The following is a 17,166-nucleotide window of genomic DNA, read 5'->3' as shown; positions in this document are numbered from 1 at the left end:
ACCATGCAAGGCGCACAGCTGAGACATCAGCCCCCTCCAGCACCCGGCCGCAAGCCGGTGCCACGGGGTGCGAGCCGAATGGTGGCCAAAGAGCCGATGTCTGCGCGCCTGCCGAAAGCCAATTTTGGTTTTCTGAAAAGCCTGTTCTGGCCGGTGATGTTGGTTGCGCTGGGGTTCGGCACTTACGAAGGCGCGCAGCGTTTGCTGCCCTACGCCGACCGGCCGATCACCAAAGTCGCTGTGCAGGGTGACTTGAGTTACATCAGCCAGCAGGCGGTGCAGCAGCGAATCGCCCCTTATGTGGCGTCGAGCTTCTTCACCATCGATCTTGCGAGCATGCGCACCGAACTTGAAACGATGCCATGGATTGCCCACGCCGAAGTGCGTCGGGTGTGGCCGGATCAAGTAGTGATCCGCCTGGAAGAACAACTGCCGATAGCCCGTTGGGGCGATGAATCGCTGTTGAACAACCAGGGCCAGGCGTTCACCCCGCGTGAGCTGGCCAATTACGAACATTTGCCACAGCTGTTCGGCCCACAACGGGCGCAACAGCAAGTGATGCAGCAATACCAGGTGCTGAGCCAGATGCTCAGGCCGATGGGCTTCTCGATTGCACGCCTGGAGCTGCGTGAACGAGGCAGCTGGTTCCTGACCACCGGCGCCGGCAGCGCGGGCCCGGGGATCGAACTGCTGCTGGGACGCGGCAAGCTGGTGGAAAAGATGCGCCGCTTCATTGCCATCTACGACAAGACGCTTAAAGAACAGATTACGAACATTGCGCGCATCGATCTGCGCTACGCCAACGGCCTTGCTGTTGGCTGGCGGGAACCTGTAGCGCCCACGACAGCCCAACCCGCTGTCGCGAAGAATTAAGAAGAGGCAGGACCCATGGCAAACGTGCAAAGCGGCAAAATGATCGTCGGTCTCGATATCGGCACCTCCAAGGTGGTGGCGCTGGTCGGCGAGGTCTCGGACGACGGCACGCTCGAAATCGTCGGGATCGGCACTCATCCGTCCCGTGGCCTGAAGAAAGGCGTGGTGGTGAACATCGAGTCCACCGTGCAATCGATCCAGCGCGCGATCGAAGAAGCGCAGCTGATGGCCGGTTGCCGGATCCACTCGGCGTTCGTCGGCGTGGCCGGCAATCACATCCGCAGCCTGAACTCCCACGGCATCGTGGCGATTCGTGATCGCGAAGTCAGCTCCGCCGACCTTGAGCGTGTCCTCGACGCCGCCCAGGCCGTGGCGATCCCGGCTGACCAGCGCGTACTGCACACCTTGCCGCAGGATTACGTGATCGATAACCAGGAAGGCGTTCGTGAGCCGCTGGGCATGTCGGGCGTGCGTCTGGAAGCCAAGGTCCATGTGGTGACCTGCGCCGTCAACGCCGCACAGAACATTGAAAAATGCGTGCGTCGCTGCGGTCTGGAAATCGACGACATCATTCTCGAGCAACTGGCGTCGGCCTATTCGGTCCTGACCGACGACGAGAAAGAGCTGGGCGTGTGCCTGGTGGACATCGGCGGCGGCACCACCGACATCGCGATCTTCACCGAAGGCGCGATCCGTCACACCGCGGTGATCCCGATTGCGGGCGACCAGGTGACCAACGACATCGCCATGGCGTTGCGCACCCCGACCCAGTACGCCGAAGAAATCAAGATTCGCTACGCCTGCGCCCTGGCCAAGCTGGCCGGTGCCGGTGAAACCATCAAGGTGCCAAGTGTTGGCGACCGTCCACCGCGCGAGCTGTCCCGCCAGGCCCTGGCCGAAGTGGTCGAGCCGCGTTACGACGAACTGTTCACGCTGATCCAGGCCGAACTGCGCCGCAGTGGCTACGAAGACCTGATCCCGGCCGGCATCGTGCTGACCGGCGGTACCTCGAAAATGGAAGGCGCGGTCGAACTGGCCGAAGAGATCTTCCACATGCCGGTCCGCCTGGGCGTGCCCCATGGCGTCAAGGGCCTGGACGACGTGGTCCGCAACCCGATTTATTCCACAGGCGTAGGCCTGTTGATGTACGGCCTGCAGAAGCAGTCCGACGGGATTTCGTTCTCGGGCATCAGCAGCCGCGACAGCTACAGCAATGAAGAACCGAAAGCCGCCTTGCTCGATCGCATCAAGAGCTGGGTACAAGGCAACTTCTGACGAAGCAGATTCAGGCGGCAAGCTACAAGCCGCAAGAGCAAGCAGTAAAAGCGACAAGCAGTAAAAGCAGTAGGCGAAAAAACTAGAGAACGTAAAGGAGAGGGAAAATGTTCGAACTCGTAGACAACATCCCCGCAAGCCCGGTTATTAAAGTTATCGGTGTTGGCGGAGGCGGCGGCAACGCCGTCAACCACATGGTCAAGAGCAACATTGAAGGCGTTGAATTCATCTGCGCCAACACTGATGCCCAGGCGCTGAAATCCATCGGCGCGCGGACCATCCTGCAATTGGGTACCGGCGTTACCAAAGGTCTGGGCGCCGGTGCCAACCCTGAAGTAGGTCGTCAGGCCGCTCTCGAAGACCGTGAGCGCATTGCCGAAGTCCTGCAGGGCACCAATATGGTGTTCATCACCACCGGCATGGGCGGTGGTACCGGTACCGGTGCTGCGCCGATCATTGCTGAAGTGGCCAAGGAAATGGGGATTCTCACCGTTGCGGTGGTGACTCGTCCGTTCCCGTTCGAAGGCCGCAAGCGTATGCAGATCGCCGACGAAGGTATCCGTCTGCTGTCTGAAAGCGTCGACTCGTTGATCACCATTCCCAACGAGAAGCTGCTGACCATCCTCGGTAAAGACGCCAGCCTGCTGTCGGCTTTCGCCAAGGCCGACGATGTACTGGCCGGTGCCGTTCGCGGTATCTCCGACATCATCAAGCGTCCGGGCATGATCAACGTCGACTTTGCCGACGTACGGACTGTAATGAGCGAAATGGGCATGGCGATGATGGGCACTGGCTGTGCCAGCGGTCCGAACCGTGCACGTGAGGCCACTGAAGCGGCCATTCGCAACCCGTTGCTCGAAGACGTGAACCTGCAAGGTGCACGCGGCATCCTGGTGAACATCACCGCCGGTCCTGACCTGTCCCTGGGTGAGTACTCCGACGTGGGTAGCATCATCGAAGCCTTCGCTTCCGAGCACGCGATGGTCAAGGTCGGTACCGTTATCGATCCGGACATGCGCGACGAACTGCACGTGACTGTGGTTGCCACCGGTCTGGGCGCGAAAATCGAGAAGCCTGTGAAGGTCATCGACAACACCGTTCACACCTCCATGGCCTCCCAGCCGCAACAATCGGCGCCCGCTCGTCAGGAACAACCGGCGGTAAATTACCGTGACCTGGACCGTCCGACCGTCATGCGCAACCAGGCTCAGGCCGGTGCTGCGACTGCCGCGAAGATGAATCCGCAAGATGATCTGGATTACCTGGACATCCCGGCTTTCCTGCGTCGTCAGGCTGATTGATGGAATGTATCAGGGCTATGAAGGTGATTGGTGTTCAGCAAAGGTCTGGTCTGCTATTATCGCCAGCCTTTGTTGATACCAGTTCGCAATTTGCGCTGAAGCGGCCCAAGCCATGATTAAACAACGCACACTGAAAAATATTATCCGTGCTACAGGTGTAGGCCTGCACTCCGGGGAGAAGGTTTACCTGACCCTCAAGCCTGCACCTATCGACACCGGCATTGTGTTTGTTCGTGCCGACCTCGACCCTGTGGTGCAGATTCCTGCCCGCGCGGAAAACGTTGGTGAAACCACGATGTCGACCACATTGGTCAGTGGCGACACCAAAGTGGATACGGTGGAGCACTTGCTCTCGGCCATGGCTGGCCTGGGCATCGATAACGCCTACGTCGAGCTCTCCGCGTCCGAAGTCCCGATCATGGATGGTAGCGCTGGACCTTTCGTATTCCTGATTCAATCGGCCGGCCTGGAAGAACAGGACGCACCGAAGAAGTTCATCCGGATCCTGCGGGAAGTGACAGTGGAAGACGGCGACAAGCGCGCCACTTTCGTCCCTTTCGAAGGCTTCAAGGTGAGTTTCGAGATCGATTTCGATCACCCGGTTTTCCGTAACCGCACACAAAGTGCAAGCGTGGATTTTTCCAGCACTTCGTTCGTAAAAGAAGTCAGCCGCGCCCGTACCTTTGGTTTCATGAGTGACATCGAGTACTTGCGCAAGCACAACCTCGCACTCGGCGGCAGCGTTGAAAACGCTATTGTGGTCGACGCGGATGGTGTACTGAACGAAGACGGCCTTCGCTATGAAGACGAATTCGTGAAGCACAAGATCCTCGATGCAATTGGTGACCTCTACCTGCTGGGCAATAGCCTGATTGGTGAGTTCAAGGGCTTCAAGTCCGGACATGCATTGAACAACCAGCTGCTGCGCAAGTTGATTGAGCAGACAGATGCTTGGGAAGTCGTGACTTTCGAAGACGCCAGCACTGCACCGATCTCTTACATGCGTCCCGTAGCGGCCGTGTAAGTCAAAAACCTCTCTAGTTTTTAAAGGCTGCCTTCGGGTGGCCTTTTTTTATGCCCGCGGGAAAGAGGTAGACCGAGCGCCATTGTAGGAGCGGGCGGTGCGGCGATCCGACGTGCCCGCAAAGAGGCCAGTAGCGACACCGCAGATTTCAAGCCGTGGCGACCACCCGATTCCGTCCGTTTTCCTTGGCCTGATACAACGCCTTGTCCGCCGCAAACAGCAAACTCTCCAGGCTGATATCCGTCGCTGTCGTCCAGGTGCTGATCCCGATACTGACAGTCATCGGCCCATCAGCGCCCTCAACCAGCGGCAACTGCTCAACGGCCTTGCGGATATTTTCGGCAATCTGCCGCGCACCGGCGCTATCGGTTTCCGCCAGGATCACCGAAAACTCCTCGCCGCCATAACGGGCAGCCAGGTCCGCCGGTCGTCGCACGTGGGCGCTGATAACGTTGGCCAGCGAGCGCAGCGCTTCGTCGCCGGCCTGATGGCCATGGCGGTCGTTGAACGCTTTGAAATGGTCGGCATCAATCATCATCAGTGACAAAGGCATGCCGGAACGTTGAGCGCGAAACCATTCATGGCGCAGGGCCTGATCCAGCGTTCGGCGGTTGGCCAGCCCCGTCAACGCATCGGTGGCGGCCAGTTGCGCCAGTTCGTGTTCGGCATTGTGACGCCGGCGCAATTCCCGGCGCAGCACCCACGTCAGCCACAGCAGGCTCACGCACAAGGCAGCGGTTGCAGAGCTGACCACCACTGCAGTGCGTTTCCAGGCCGAAAAGACTTCATCACTGGACAGTGCAACGATGACGATCAACGGTAAATTTCCGACCTTGGAGAAGGTGTACAGGCGCTTGTCACGGTATAGATCGGACATGCTGGTGAAGCTGCCGTTGCCTTCTTTGACGATGCGCTGGAAATTGGGGCGGTTACTGAAATCCTTGCCGATCAGCTCTTCGGCCAGGCGTGGTTGCTGGGCCAGGAGAATCCCGTTCTTGCTGATCAGATTGACTGTGCTGTCGCGGCCGATGCTCAAACTGTTGAACAACTGATCGAAGTAACTCAAGCGCATGGCGGCTTCGGCAACCCCCAGAAACTCACCCTGGGCGCCACTCACCCGTCGACTGAAACTGATACGCCAATCGTGTTCGGCCGACCTGGCCCGGAAGGGCGGGCTGATGAACATGCCCGGGGCCGGGTTGTTCACGTGCGACTGGAAGTATTCGCGATCAGCGTAGTTGCCTTGCCTGGGTTCCACCGACGCCGAGTCGGCGATCACGTCGCCCTTGTTGTCGAGCAACAAAATGTCGCCCTTGTACGGCGCGGCGGTGGCGCGGTCGAAATAGGCCAGATGGCGAATGGTGGGAGAAACGCTCTTGAGATCTTCTCGCCGGGAGGCGGCGATCAAACCCAGCAGGGAAATATCATAGAGTTCGACATTGCGCAGCACATCGGCGTCGATCAATTGCACGATGTTGTTGGCGGCGCGAGCGGCGGACAACTCGGCGTTGGCGCGTTCACGGATCAGCAGGAAGGTCACAATGCTGAATATCGCAATCACCAACAGCACACTGCCGAGAGTCAGAAGTTGCTCCGATCGTGTCGAGCTGATCGGATGTTGAGATTTCTCATTGCTCACACTCATGGTTCTGACTTCTGCAAATAAGGCGTTATAAAAGTTTTTTACAAGAATCGGGCAGAGTTCCAGAAACCGGTCGCGTCCAGAGCGCTTGTATAAATGCCGGATAAAAAAAAGGCCAGCAAAAAAATGCTGGCCTTTTGCTTAGTGAAGCTTAGAAGACATTGAGCGGGTAGTCGACGATCACCCGGTATTCATCGGTGTCCTGATCCAGCGCGCCATAGCCATTGCCGCCGCGGTTGGTGGCCCATTGCATGCGCACCGCCAGATCCTTGGCCTTGCCGCCCTGGATCACATACTCGAGATCGATGTCGCGCTCCCAGTGCCTGGCGTTTTTGCCGTCGGCGCTGTACCACGAGGCGTAGCCACGGCTGTCCGGATCGACTTTGGTCAGGTCCAGTTCGCCTCGGGAGTAGGACAGCGCCGAGGTCAGGCCGGGCAGGCCGAGACCGGCAAAGTCGTAGGCGTACTTGAGTTTCCACGAGCGCTCGTTCGGGCCGTTGAAGTCAGAATACTGCTGGGAGTTGTCGAGGAAGACGCTGTCGCCCTGGCTGATGTAGTCGAACGGCGTGTTGCCGTTGACTCGCTGATACGCCGCCGTAACGCTGTGAAAGCCCACGCCGACGGTGAAATGCAGGCTGTAGGCGTTGTTGTCGATGTTACCCAGCAGCGCATCGCCGGTGTCTTGCGTGTGATAGAAATGCAGGCCCGGGTTGAGGCTGACCAGGTCGTTCAGCGCGTAGGTGTAATCCAGGTCGTAGTAGTACTGGTTCCAGATGTCCTTGAGTTCGGAGGCGTACAGGCTGCTGGTCAACCCCGGCAGACCGCTCCACGCCACACCGGCCCAGTTCAGGTGCTGACTGTCGTCACCGTCTGCCAGGCTGCCGTAGGAGGTGCCGATGCGGGTGTGACCGCTCTGGTTGTACGGCTTGGTGAAGCTCGCCTGGCCACCTTCGATCAGGAAGCCGTCGAAGCTGTGGTTGGTCAGGCTGACCCCACGAAAGGTCTGCGGCAACATGCGGGTTTCGCCGCCGGCAATCACCGGGTTGGCGAGGAACAGGTCGCCGGCCTTCAACTCGGTATCAAAAGCACGCATTTTGAGCGTACCACCTGCCGTTGAGAACGACCCAGGCGCTTTGCCGTTGCCATCGCTGATCGGCAGGATGCTCGAACCATCCGTGCCGCCACCGCCGTCGAGCTTGAGCCCCAGCATGGCGTGGGCGTCAACGCCGAACCCGACGGTGCCCTGGGTGAAACCCGATTCAAAGAGACCGAGGAAACCCTGACCCCACTCGATGTTGTCGTCCGTCTGCTGCAGGCGGTTGCGGTTCATGTAGTAGTTACGGACATTAAGGTTGAGGCTCGAACCTTCGACAAAACCTTCCTGACTGGATTCGTCGGCGGCGTAGGCGGCGGGGGTCATCGTTGCAGCAATTGCAATGAACAGCGGGTTGAAACGGAGAGAGAAACGCACTTGCGGTAAAGCTCCTTGGTCAACTAAACACTTCATACTCTTGAAGTGCAAAATGTTTCTTGTCAGTGAAGACGAACTGGACGGCGTTTAAACCACAACGAAAAAAAGCCGCTGATAGCAGCGGCTTTGAAGACAACTTTTCAAAGGGAAGAGCCGATGAAAAGTGTCGAGGGAAAAGGAGCAAACGGGTCGGATCAGCTGTCTTTCTCAACCCGTGGTTGGCTTGAAGACATTGATGCTTGAGGGGTTTGCGCAGCCTCTTTAGCCTTGGCTGTCATTTCGCCCTGATGCTCTTCATACGAAGCGGCGCGTGCGGCATTGTGCGCGACGAAGGCCGGCGATTCTTCAGCCACGGCGAACGGAGACAGGAACAAAGAGGACAAAACGAAAGCGCTGGCAATACCCATAGTGTTGGACATCTTTAAAACCTTCTTGCTTGGCAAGTGCTGTTTGGTGCGGCAAAGATAAGGGGGATTGGACAGGGGAAAAAGAGCGGATTCATGAAAGGACTGTTGCGCTAAAAGCAACAGTAGCCGGCAGCGGGAAATGGCTTTTGTGGTGAGGGAGCTTGCTCGCGCTCGACTGCGCAGCAGTCGCAAACAACCCCCCGATTTTCCTGAGGAACCTGAGTGGCTGATTGGGGGGCTGCTACGCAGCCCAGCGCGAGCAAGCTCGCTCGCCACAGGGAAGGGTCTAGACCGGGAGGTGGATGCCGAAGGTGTTCATGCCGTGATCACTGCGCACAAACACATCACCGCCATGCATCAGCGCAATCGCCTTGACGATCGCCAGCCCCAGCCCATGGTTATTCCCGCTGTTGCTGCGCGATGCGTCGACGCGATAAAAACGCTCGAACAATCGAGGCAAATGCTCGCTGGCAATCGGCGACCCGGGGTTGGCCACGCCGATGCTCACCTGGTGCTCCTCGACCTCGATCCGCACCTCAATCACCTGCCCAGGCCCGGTGTGTTGCACCGCGTTACTCAGCAAATTGATCAACGCCCGGCGCAGATGCGCAATCTCGATCCGCACCTGCGCATCTCCACTGACTTGCACCTGAACCTGCGCATCCTCAAGAATGAAATCCAGGTATTCAAGAGTCGTGGCCACTTCGTCGGCCAGCGAGGTGGAAGTCAGTTTGGTCGCCTTGCTGCCCTGATCCGCGCTGGCAAGAAATAGCATGTCATTGATGATCGAACGCAGCCGTTCCAGCTCTTCGAGGTTCGATTGCAGCACTTCGAAGTAGTGTTCCGCCGAGCGTCCACGGGTCAGCGCGACCTGGGTCTGGCCGATCAGGTTGGTCAGCGGCGAGCGCAGTTCGTGGGCGACGTCGGCGTTGAACGACTCAAGCCGCGAATAGGCCTGCTCGACTCGCTCCAGTGTGGAGTTGAACGAATTGACGAACTGATTGAGCTCCGGCGGCAGCGGCGATAAGCGCAAACGCCCGGAACGCAACGGCGGTGCCAGGCGTTGGGCTTCCTGCGACAACTTGATCAAGGGTTTGAGGCCAATTCGCGCCACCCAATAACCCAGCGCCGAGGCCAGCAACACGCCGATAATTGCCAGGCTGATCAGCGCGATCAGCAAATGATGCTGGGTCTGGAAAAACGTCTCGGTGTCGATACCGATCATGAAACGCAGCGGCGGCCGTTGATCCTTGGCCGGGAACTGGCTGACCAGCACTTTCAGCGGATAAGGCTGGTCCGGCAACGTCATGTCGCGCATCCCCAGCGGCCCTTCGGCAAAGGCGCGGATCTGCGGTGTCAGGTTGCCGTATTCGTAGTGAGGGTCGCCGCTGATGATCCAGAAACTGATGCGCTTGTCTTCTTCGCCGAGCAACTTGAGCTTGTTGTTGATCTTCACCCAATGCTCCGGCGTGCCATATCGCCCGACGGTGGATTCGAGCACGCTGTAACGCGCGTCCAGCTCCGCCTCGGGCAGCAAACCCAGGCCTTTGTCGACCTGCTGGTACAAGGCCCAGCCGATCAACAGGAACACCAGCAGCGCCACCAGCGTGAACATCCCGCTCAGGCGCAGGGCAATCGAATTACTGGACACCGCGGCTCTCCAGCACATAACCCATGCCCCGGATCGTGTGCAGCAGTTTTTCGTCGAACGGCCCGTCGAGCTTGGCCCGAAGGCGTTTGATCGCGACTTCTACGACGTTGGCGTCGCTGTCGAAATTGATGTCCCAGACCATCTCGGCAATCGCCGTTTTCGAGAGGATTTCACCCTGGCGACGGGCCAGAACGCTGAGCAGCGAGAACTCCTTGGCGGTCAGGTCCAGGCGGGTGCCGGCGCGGGTGGCCTTGCGGCTGATCAAATCGATCCACAGGTCGGCGATGCTCACTTGCACGGGTTCGTGGCCGCCGCTGCGCCGGGTCAGCGCTTGCAGGCGCGCCACCAGTTCGAGGAAGGAAAACGGCTTGCCGAGGTAATCGTCGGCACCGTCGCGCAAGCCTTTGATGCGGTCTTCGACCCGCTCGCGGGCGGTGAGCATGATCACCGGGGTTTGCTTGCGCGCACGCAGCGCGCGCAATACACCGAAGCCGTCGAGGCCCGGCAGCATGACGTCGAGGACGATCACCGCATAGTCGCTTTCCAGCGCCAGGTGCAGGCCTTCGACGCCGTCGCGCGCCAGGTCCACGGTGTAACCCTGTTCCGTCAGGCCGCGGTGCAGATAGTCCGCGGTTTTTTCTTCGTCTTCGATAATCAGAACGCGCATGACCCCGCCTCAGTCTGTGGTTGCCAGCGCCGGCATCGGTGCGGGTTTGGGCTTATGGAAAAGCCGCTCAAGCCACAAGTATATGACCGGAGTGGTAAACAGCGTCAGCGCCTGGCTCACCAGCAAGCCGCCGACCACCGCGATTCCCAATGGCTGGCGCAGTTCGGCGCCGGTGCCGTAGCCGAGCATCAACGGCAGGGCGCCGAGCAGGGCGGCGAGGGTGGTCATGATGATCGGCCGGAACCGCGTGATACAGGCCTGGTAAATCGCCTCTTCCGGTGGCAAGCCACGATTGCGCTGGGCATCGAGAGCGAAGTCGATCATCAGGATGCCGTTTTTCTTGACGATGCCGATCAGCAGCACCAGCCCGATCAGCGCCATGATCGAAAAGTCCTGGCCGCAGATCCACAGCATGATCACCGCGCCAAGCCCCGCCGATGGCAGCGTTGAAATAATGGTCAACGGATGGACGAAGCTCTCGTAGAGCACGCCGAGAATGATGTACACCGCCACCAGCGCCGCCAGGATCAACCACGGCTGGCTGGCCAGCGAACTCTGGAACGCTTGCGCCGCGCCCTGGAAGTTGCCGCTCATGGCGGCCGGCATGCCGATGTCGGCCTTGGCCTGATTGAGCATGATCACCGCATCGCCCAACGCCACGCCGGGCGCCAGGTTGAACGACAAGTTGGCGGCCGGGAACATGCCGTCGTGAGCAATAGACAACGGGCCAACCGTTGGCGCATCGAATGTCGCCAGGGCCGACAACGGCACCATTTCCCCGCTCAGCGGCGAGCGCAGGTAGAAATAATTGAGGCTTGCGGCCTTGCCGCGTTGCTGGGTGTCCAGTTCCAGGATCACGTTGTATTGGTTGATCTGGGTCTGGAATTCATTGATCTGCCGTTGGCCGAACGCATCGTACAGCGCTTCATCGACATCACTGGCGGTCAGGCCGAAACGCGCGGCGGCGCTGCGGTCAATGCTGATGTGGGTGATGCTGCCGCCCAGTTGCAGGTCGTTGGAAATGTCGCGGAACGCCGGGTTGGCGCGCAGTTTTTCGGTCAGGCGTTGGGTCCAGGTGCTGAGCGTTGCGCCGTCGTTGCTCTTGAGCACGTATTGATACTGGGCGCGACTCGGGCCGGAGCTGAGGTTGATGTCCTGGCCGGCGCGCAGATAGAGCACGATGCCCGGGACTTTCATCAGTTTCGGACGGATCCGGTCGATGAACTGGCTGGCCGAGACGTCGCGGTCGCCGCGTTTTTTCAGGGAAATCCAGAAGCAATGGGATGGACTCCTCCTCACCTCGGCATCTTGAGTGCCAGACTGAAGGTACGAACCGCAGTCAACCGTGAGAAGGAGTCCACACATGAAGCTTATGCGCATTGGGGTCGACTTGGCCAAGAACGTGTTTCAGATCCACGGCGTGGATCGTCATGAGCAGCCAGTCTGGCGGCAGCGTCTGCCTCGCGATCGCTGGCTGCAAACGGTGCTGGAGAAGACCGAACCCGGCTGTGAGATCGGCATGGAAAGTTGTAGCGGTGCGCACCATTGGGCGCGGCAGCTACAGGCACGCGGATTTCAGGTGAGGCTGATCGCGCCTCAGTTCGTCAAACCGTACGTCAAGAGCAACAAAAACGACGCCAACGATGCCGAGGCAATCTGTGAGGCGATGAGCCGCCCCAGCATGCGCTTCGTCGCCGTCAAGACCATCGAACAACAGGATATCCAGGCGACGCATCGCATCCGGGCCGGCTTAATTGAACAGCGGACCGCCAAAGCCAATCAGGTTCGTGGGCTGATCGCCGAGTACGGCCTCATTGCGCCGAAGGAGTTACTGATGCTGCGTCGCGCAATACCGTGCTGGCTAGAAGATGCGGATAACGGTTTGACGATACGTTTTCGTCGTCTGCTGAAGGGTTTGTGGGATGACCTGCGCGCACTTGATGAGCGCGTGGGCGAACTCAATGGCGAGATATCTGCGATCGCGGCATGTGAGCCAATGGCCGTCCGTTTACAGCAGCTGCGTGGAGTCGGCCCGATGATTGCCACCGCGCTGGTTGCTGCCATCGGTGATGCCAGTCAGTTTGCCAACGGCCGACAACTGGCCGCCTCGCTAGGGTTGACGCCAAAGCAACACAGCTCTGGCGGCAAGGATCGACTGCTTGGCATTAGCAAACGCGGGGATGCTTATCTGCGAACGCTGATGATCCACGGTGCGCGGTCGGCACTGCGCACAGCAAAATCCAAAGACGATCGACTCAGCCAGTGGGCTGTCCGTTTAGCCGAACGTTCACATCCCAACGTGGCCGCTATCGCACTGGCCAACAAAACTGCACGCATGGCCTGGGCGATGCTGCGCAACGGCACTGATTACCAACCGGATCGGGCAGCGGCCTGAATTATTCACTCCAGGAGAATCCCCCCCACACCACGATTGCGAAGCAACCCGAGCAATGGCAAACCGGTCGAACCGGCGTCGGCAAAACCCTCTAATGTCCAGGTGCGTAAAGCACGTAGAAGCGATTGGGAGCCGACGCGCGAATAGCCCATCATGGCCCTGCATCAAAACGATGCCGTTGTAAGAGGCCGAATATACGTGTGCAGTCGGCACGGGCGCCAAAGCGAAGGAGGCTTGCAACGAGGAGGAGTCCATATACGGCCATTGGCGATGGTCTGGTTACTGCCCGAGACCCCGACCGAGTGGGAAAACGCCGCCACCGCTGGGTCTGCGGCGACGATTTCGGCCATCGCCAGGTGTTTTTTCACCATGTCGCCGTAGGAAATATCGGCGGCGGCTTCGGTGGTGCCGAGGACAAAACCGGTGTCCTGCACCGGGAAGAACCCTTTGGGAATAAAGATGTAACCGGCCACCGCCAGGCCCAGTGACAGAAAGAAAACCCCGATCATCAGTTTCTGGTGGGCGAGGGCACGGCGCAGCAGTTTTTCATAACCTGTCAGCAAGCGTTCGCCAAACGTGGGTTTGCTGTGGGCGTGATGCACCGGGGCGCGCATGAACAGCGCGGCCAGGGTCGGCGCCAGCGTCAGCGACACCACCACCGAAATCATGATGGTCGAAGTGGCGGTCAGGGCGAATTCCTTGAACAGCCGCCCGACCACGCCACCCATGAACAGCAGCGGAATGAACGCCGCCACCAGCGAGAAACTGATCGAAACCACGGTAAAACCGATCTCGCCGGCACCCTTGATCGCCGCCTCGCGCATGCCGTCGCCGGCCTCCAGGTGGCGGTGAATGTTCTCCACCACCACAATCGCATCGTCGACCACAAACCCCACGGCCACCACGATTGCCACCAGCGTCAGGTTGTTCAGGCTGAAACCCATGATGTACATCAGGGCGAAACTGGCGACCAGCGACACGCCCAGTACGGCGGACACAATCAGGGTCGCCGACCATTGGCGCAGGAACAGCGCCATCACCGCCACCACCAGCATGATCGCGATCAGCAGGGTAATTTCCACTTCATGCAGGGAGGCGCGGATGGTCTGGGTGCGGTCGACCAGCACCTTGACCTGCACCGAGGCCGGCAGCATGGCTTCGAGGCCGGGCAGGGCGGCCTGGATGCGATCAACGGTTTCGACGATGTTGGCGCCCGGCTGCCGGAAAATCACCAGGTTCACCCCGGGTTGATCACCGGCCCACGCCTGAACGTAGGCATTTTCCGAACCGTTGACGACTTTAGCGACATCCTTGAGGTGAACCGGGGCACCGTCCTTGTAGGAAACGATGAGCTGGTTGTATTCCTCGGGGTGGAACAATTGGTCGTTGGTCGACAGTGTCGAGATACTCGACTCACCGTACAACGCACCTTTGGCCAGGTTGAGGCTGGTTTGCTGGATCGCCAGCCGAATGTCCGCCAGGGTCAGGCCGATGGCCGCGAGTTTGTCGGCCGAGACTTGAACACGGATTGCCGGACGTTGCTGGCCGGTGATGTTGATTTGGCCTACGCCGTCGATCTGACTGATCTGACGCGAGAGCAGGGTTTCCACCAAGTCACTGAGTTCGGTGCCGGGCATCAAGGTTGAGTTGATGCTGAGAATCAGCACCGGGCTGTCGGCCGGGTTGACCTTGCGCCACGTCGGCAGGTTCGGCATGTCCTTGGGCAGCTTGCCGGCGGCGGTGTTGATTGCGGCCTGCACTTCCTGGGCGGCGGTGTCGATGCTTTTGTCGAGGGTGAATTGCAGGGTCAGGTTGGTCGAGCCCAAGGCGCTGCTCGAGGTCATCTGGGTCACGCCGGGGATGGCGCTGAATTGCACTTCAAGCGGCGTGGCCACCGACGACGCCATGGTTTCGGGGCTGGCGCCGGGCAATTGTGCGGCGACTTGAATGGTCGGGAATTCGGCTTCCGGCAGCGGCGCAATCGGCAGGCGCGGGAAGGCGATGACGCCGAGCAACACCAGGGCAAAGGTCAGCAGGATCGTCGCCACCGGATGATCGATGCACCAGGCTGAGACAGAACCGTGGCCCTTCATGGCTTCGACTCTGATTGCACCACTTGCGGCGGCTCGGTCATTACCTGCACGGTCGAGCCGGGTTTGAGCCGCGACTGGCCGTCGCTGACCAGCACGTCACCCGGTTTTACGCCTTTGATGATGTCCTGGCCGCTGCCTTGGTAGACCATTTGTACGGTGACGGTTTCGACCTTGTCGCCGTTGACGCGGTACACGAAATGTTGATCGAGGCCACGCTGTACGACAGTGGGCGGGACCACCAGCGCATCTTTATCCAGGGCTGTCTGAATTTTTACCGTCACCAGCAGGCCCGGCCAGAGCTTCTGCCCGGGATTGTTGAATTCCGCCTTGGCGCGGATGGTCCCGGTGTTGGCGTTGATCTGGTTGTCGATCAGGGTCAGGTGGCCTTCGCCCAGCAGGTTGCCGGTTTCGCCGTCGGTGTCGGCGCCGATATAGGCCTTCACTTGTGCGCGCTCGGGGTCGCCGATAAGGCCTTGCAGGGTAGGCAGCATTTGTTGCGGCAGGGAAAACTCGACGGCGATCGGGTCAATCTGGGTCACGGTGAACAGGCCCAGGGTGTCGGTCATGCGCAGGAAGTTGCCTTCGTCCACCGTGCGAATACCGACGCGGCCGGTGACCGGGGAGCGAATCTGGGTGTAGGAAAGCTGCACCTGAGCGGCGTCGATTGACGCCTGATTGCCTTGGGCGGTGGCTTTGAGCTGGTTGACCAGGGCTTGTTGCTGGTCGTAGGTCTGCTTGGATACGCCGTCGTCGACGCTGAGCAGTTTGTAGCGCTTGAGGTTGACCAGCGCGACTTGCAGTTGCGCCTGGCTTTCGCCGAGTTGTGCCCGAGCCTGGTCGAGGCTGGCGCGGATCGAGCGGTCATCGATGGTGGCGAGCAGGTCGCCTTGTTTCACCAATTGGCCTTCTTTGACCAGGATTTTGGTGAGGATGCCGTCGATTTGCGGGCGGACTACGACGCTGTGCAGGGACAGGACCGAGCCGATGCCGGTGACGTAGCGGGGGACGTCTTTTTCGGTGACGCTGACGACTCGAACCGGGATCGCTGTGGTCGCGGCGAGTTTGGCGGTGGCGGGTTTGGTGGCGTACCACGCGCCACTCGTTGCCAGGGCGATCAGCAGGCCTGCGATCAAGGCGGTTTTTTTCTGGGTTCGCATGCGAGTGGGGGCGCCGGGCTAGGTGGTCGGGAGTCGGGTCGGGTCGGGTTTATACCTTCCTTTATAAACCTGTTCGGCGGTCAGGAAGGTGACTGCTAACTGACGGCGCTGTCAGTTTGGGCTTGGCGGCCTGGTAGCCGACCATGCTCCTGTTGATGGCGTACATATCCATTCCTGCGGTAACGGCTGCTGGCGGTTTCGCTCTTACAGCGAGTCCCTTTTGCAAACGCCCAAAAGGAACCAAAACGCTTCGCCCCAGCGTCCGGCCCCTCGCCTGGGCTCGGCGTTCCTTCGCTCCGGCATTCATCTGGGGGCATCGCCTCCGGTCGGCTTCGCTTCGACCTCCTCTCGATGTGTGCGGCTTCGCCGCACGGCGCTACGCGCCCACCCCCCAGATGAACGCCTCCACTCAGCCTCCCGAAGGGGCGGACAGATCAAGATCAAAAGCAGGCGAGCTAACGCTCGGCCTAATGAGTGGTGAAAAGCGAAGCGTGTACACCGAACCCCTTGTAGGAGCGAGGCTTGCCCGCGAAGGCGGCCTGACAGCCGACCAATTTCTTGCAGACGTGCATCGTTCCACTGTAGGAGTGAGCCTGCTCGCGATGGCGGCCTGCCAGCCGACCAATTTCTTGCAGACGTGCATCGTTCCACTGTAGGAGCGAGGCTTGCCCGCGAAGGCGGCCTGCCAGCCGACCAATCACTTGCAGATGTAGATCATTCCACTGTAGGAGCGAGGCTTGCCCGCGAAGACGGCCTGACAGCCGACCAATTTCTTGCAGACGCGCATCGTTCCACTGTAGGAGCGAGGCTTGCCCGCGAAGGCGGCCTGCCAGCCGACCAATCACTTGCAGATGTATATCATTCCCTGTGGGAGCTGGCCTGCCAGCGAAGGCGGCCTGCCAGCCGACCAATCACTTGCAGACGTGCATCGTTCCACTGTAGGAGCGAGGCTTGCCCGCGAAGGCGGCCTGACAGCCGACCAATTACTTGCAGATGTAGATCATTCCCTGTGGGAGCTGGCCTGCCAGCGAAGGCGGCCAGCCAGCCGATCAATATTTCGCAGATGCACCCAATCCAATTGTAGGAGTGAGCCTGCTCGCGATAGCGGTCTGCCAGCCGACCATTTTCTCTCTACTGCCCCCGATTGATCGTTCCCTACGCTCCGCGTGGGAATGCCGCCCGGGACGCTCCGCGTTCCATTTTTGTGTGT

General features: G+C 59.8%; 11 protein-coding genes and 2 pseudogenes. 5 read left to right on the top strand and 8 right to left on the bottom strand.

The genetic code is table 11. The features are described 5' to 3' along the window. The first annotated feature begins 3 nt into the window (after nt 1–3). The 4 genes from RHP74_RS25705 to lpxC all read left to right on the top strand — a co-directional run bounded on the left by RHP74_RS25705 (nt 4) and on the right by lpxC (nt 4,473). Entirely contained in the window at nt 4–873 is an 870-nt protein-coding gene (locus RHP74_RS25705) for a cell division protein FtsQ/DivIB (protein WP_010458113.1), read from the top strand. Between the two features lie 15 nt (nt 874–888). Continuing rightward, nucleotides 889–2,148, top strand: a complete 1,260-nt coding sequence (gene ftsA / locus RHP74_RS25700) for a cell division protein FtsA (protein WP_008147519.1) — start codon at nt 889–891, stop codon at nt 2,146–2,148. 107 nt (nt 2,149–2,255) lie between these two features. Beyond that, entirely contained in the window at nt 2,256–3,449 is a 1,194-nt protein-coding gene (gene ftsZ / locus RHP74_RS25695; RefSeq protein ID WP_007943486.1) for a cell division protein FtsZ, read from the top strand. A 112-nt stretch (nt 3,450–3,561) separates the two neighbouring features. Beyond that, entirely contained in the window at nt 3,562–4,473 is a 912-nt protein-coding gene (gene lpxC / locus RHP74_RS25690) for a UDP-3-O-acyl-N-acetylglucosamine deacetylase (RefSeq protein ID WP_008147525.1), read from the top strand. A gap of 148 nt (nt 4,474–4,621) precedes the next feature. Here the strand turns inward: lpxC and RHP74_RS25685 are convergent, their stop codons facing one another. From RHP74_RS25685 to RHP74_RS25660, 6 genes and pseudogenes are all read right to left on the bottom strand, one after another. Then, nucleotides 4,622–6,118 (bottom strand): diguanylate cyclase, encoded by a 1,497-nt coding sequence (locus tag RHP74_RS25685; protein WP_311096611.1) that lies wholly within the window; start codon nt 6,116–6,118, stop codon nt 4,622–4,624. A gap of 148 nt (nt 6,119–6,266) precedes the next feature. Beyond that, a complete protein-coding gene (locus tag RHP74_RS25680; RefSeq protein ID WP_409201921.1) occupies nt 6,267–7,622 on the bottom strand; it encodes an OprD family porin in 1,356 nt (451 codons plus the stop codon). 158 nt (nt 7,623–7,780) lie between these two features. Next, nucleotides 7,781–8,005, bottom strand: a complete 225-nt coding sequence (locus RHP74_RS25675; protein ID WP_010458093.1) for a hypothetical protein — start codon at nt 8,003–8,005, stop codon at nt 7,781–7,783. A 274-nt stretch (nt 8,006–8,279) separates the two neighbouring features. Beyond that, nucleotides 8,280–9,644: a heavy metal sensor histidine kinase gene (locus RHP74_RS25670; RefSeq protein WP_077748987.1), complete on the bottom strand. Its 1,365-nt coding sequence runs from the start codon at nt 9,642–9,644 to the stop codon at nt 8,280–8,282. Further along, nucleotides 9,634–10,311, bottom strand: a complete 678-nt coding sequence (locus tag RHP74_RS25665; RefSeq protein ID WP_007916978.1) for a heavy metal response regulator transcription factor — start codon at nt 10,309–10,311, stop codon at nt 9,634–9,636. Before RHP74_RS25665 ends, RHP74_RS25670 begins: the two co-directional genes overlap by 11 nt. 9 nt (nt 10,312–10,320) lie before the next feature. Then, nucleotides 10,321–11,586, bottom strand: a pseudogene (locus RHP74_RS25660) (efflux RND transporter permease subunit); the annotation flags it as partial. Nucleotides 11,587–11,674: 88 nt separating this feature from the next. Here RHP74_RS25660 and RHP74_RS25655 point away from each other — a divergent pair. Further along, complete coding sequence (locus RHP74_RS25655; RefSeq protein WP_311095896.1) at nt 11,675–12,706, top strand: IS110 family transposase; 1,032 nt, start codon at nt 11,675–11,677, stop codon at nt 12,704–12,706. 251 nt (nt 12,707–12,957) lie between these two features. Here the strand turns inward: RHP74_RS25655 and RHP74_RS25650 are convergent. Next, nucleotides 12,958–14,799 (bottom strand): annotated as a pseudogene (locus RHP74_RS25650) (efflux RND transporter permease subunit); the annotation flags it as partial. Next, nucleotides 14,796–15,956 carry an efflux RND transporter periplasmic adaptor subunit gene (locus tag RHP74_RS25645; RefSeq protein WP_311096605.1) on the bottom strand — a complete coding sequence of 387 codons (1,161 nt, stop codon included), beginning with the start codon at nt 15,954–15,956 and terminating at the stop codon, nt 14,796–14,798. The pseudogene RHP74_RS25650 and the gene RHP74_RS25645, both read right to left, overlap by 4 nt. Between the last annotated feature and the right edge of the window lie 1,210 nt (nt 15,957–17,166).

Origin of the sequence: Pseudomonas sp. SG20052 (assembly GCF_031766055.1) — a bacterium.
GTDB classification, from domain to species: domain Bacteria; phylum Pseudomonadota; class Gammaproteobacteria; order Pseudomonadales; family Pseudomonadaceae; genus Aquipseudomonas; species Aquipseudomonas mandelii.
Note: the sequence above shows the minus strand (reverse complement) of the source record. Positions and strands in the feature narration are given on the sequence as shown.

What these genes read in the sequence shown, in the direction of transcription:
- RHP74_RS25705 (WP_010458113.1), top strand. Translation starts at nt 4, where the DNA reads ATGCAAGGCGCACAGCTGAGACATCAGCCCCCTCCAGCACCCGGCCGC.
- ftsA (WP_008147519.1), top strand. Translation starts at nt 889, where the DNA reads ATGGCAAACGTGCAAAGCGGCAAAATGATCGTCGGTCTCGATATCGGC.
- ftsZ (WP_007943486.1), top strand. Translation starts at nt 2,256, where the DNA reads ATGTTCGAACTCGTAGACAACATCCCCGCAAGCCCGGTTATTAAAGTT.
- lpxC (WP_008147525.1), top strand. Translation starts at nt 3,562, where the DNA reads ATGATTAAACAACGCACACTGAAAAATATTATCCGTGCTACAGGTGTA.
- RHP74_RS25685 (WP_311096611.1), bottom strand. Translation starts at nt 6,118, where the DNA reads ATGAGTGTGAGCAATGAGAAATCTCAACATCCGATCAGCTCGACACGA.
- RHP74_RS25680 (WP_409201921.1), bottom strand. Translation starts at nt 7,622, where the DNA reads ATGAAGTGTTTAGTTGACCAAGGAGCTTTACCGCAAGTGCGTTTCTCT.
- RHP74_RS25675 (WP_010458093.1), bottom strand. Translation starts at nt 8,005, where the DNA reads ATGTCCAACACTATGGGTATTGCCAGCGCTTTCGTTTTGTCCTCTTTG.
- RHP74_RS25665 (WP_007916978.1), bottom strand. Translation starts at nt 10,311, where the DNA reads ATGCGCGTTCTGATTATCGAAGACGAAGAAAAAACCGCGGACTATCTG.
- RHP74_RS25655 (WP_311095896.1), top strand. Translation starts at nt 11,675, where the DNA reads ATGAAGCTTATGCGCATTGGGGTCGACTTGGCCAAGAACGTGTTTCAG.
- RHP74_RS25645 (WP_311096605.1), bottom strand. Translation starts at nt 15,956, where the DNA reads ATGCGAACCCAGAAAAAAACCGCCTTGATCGCAGGCCTGCTGATCGCC.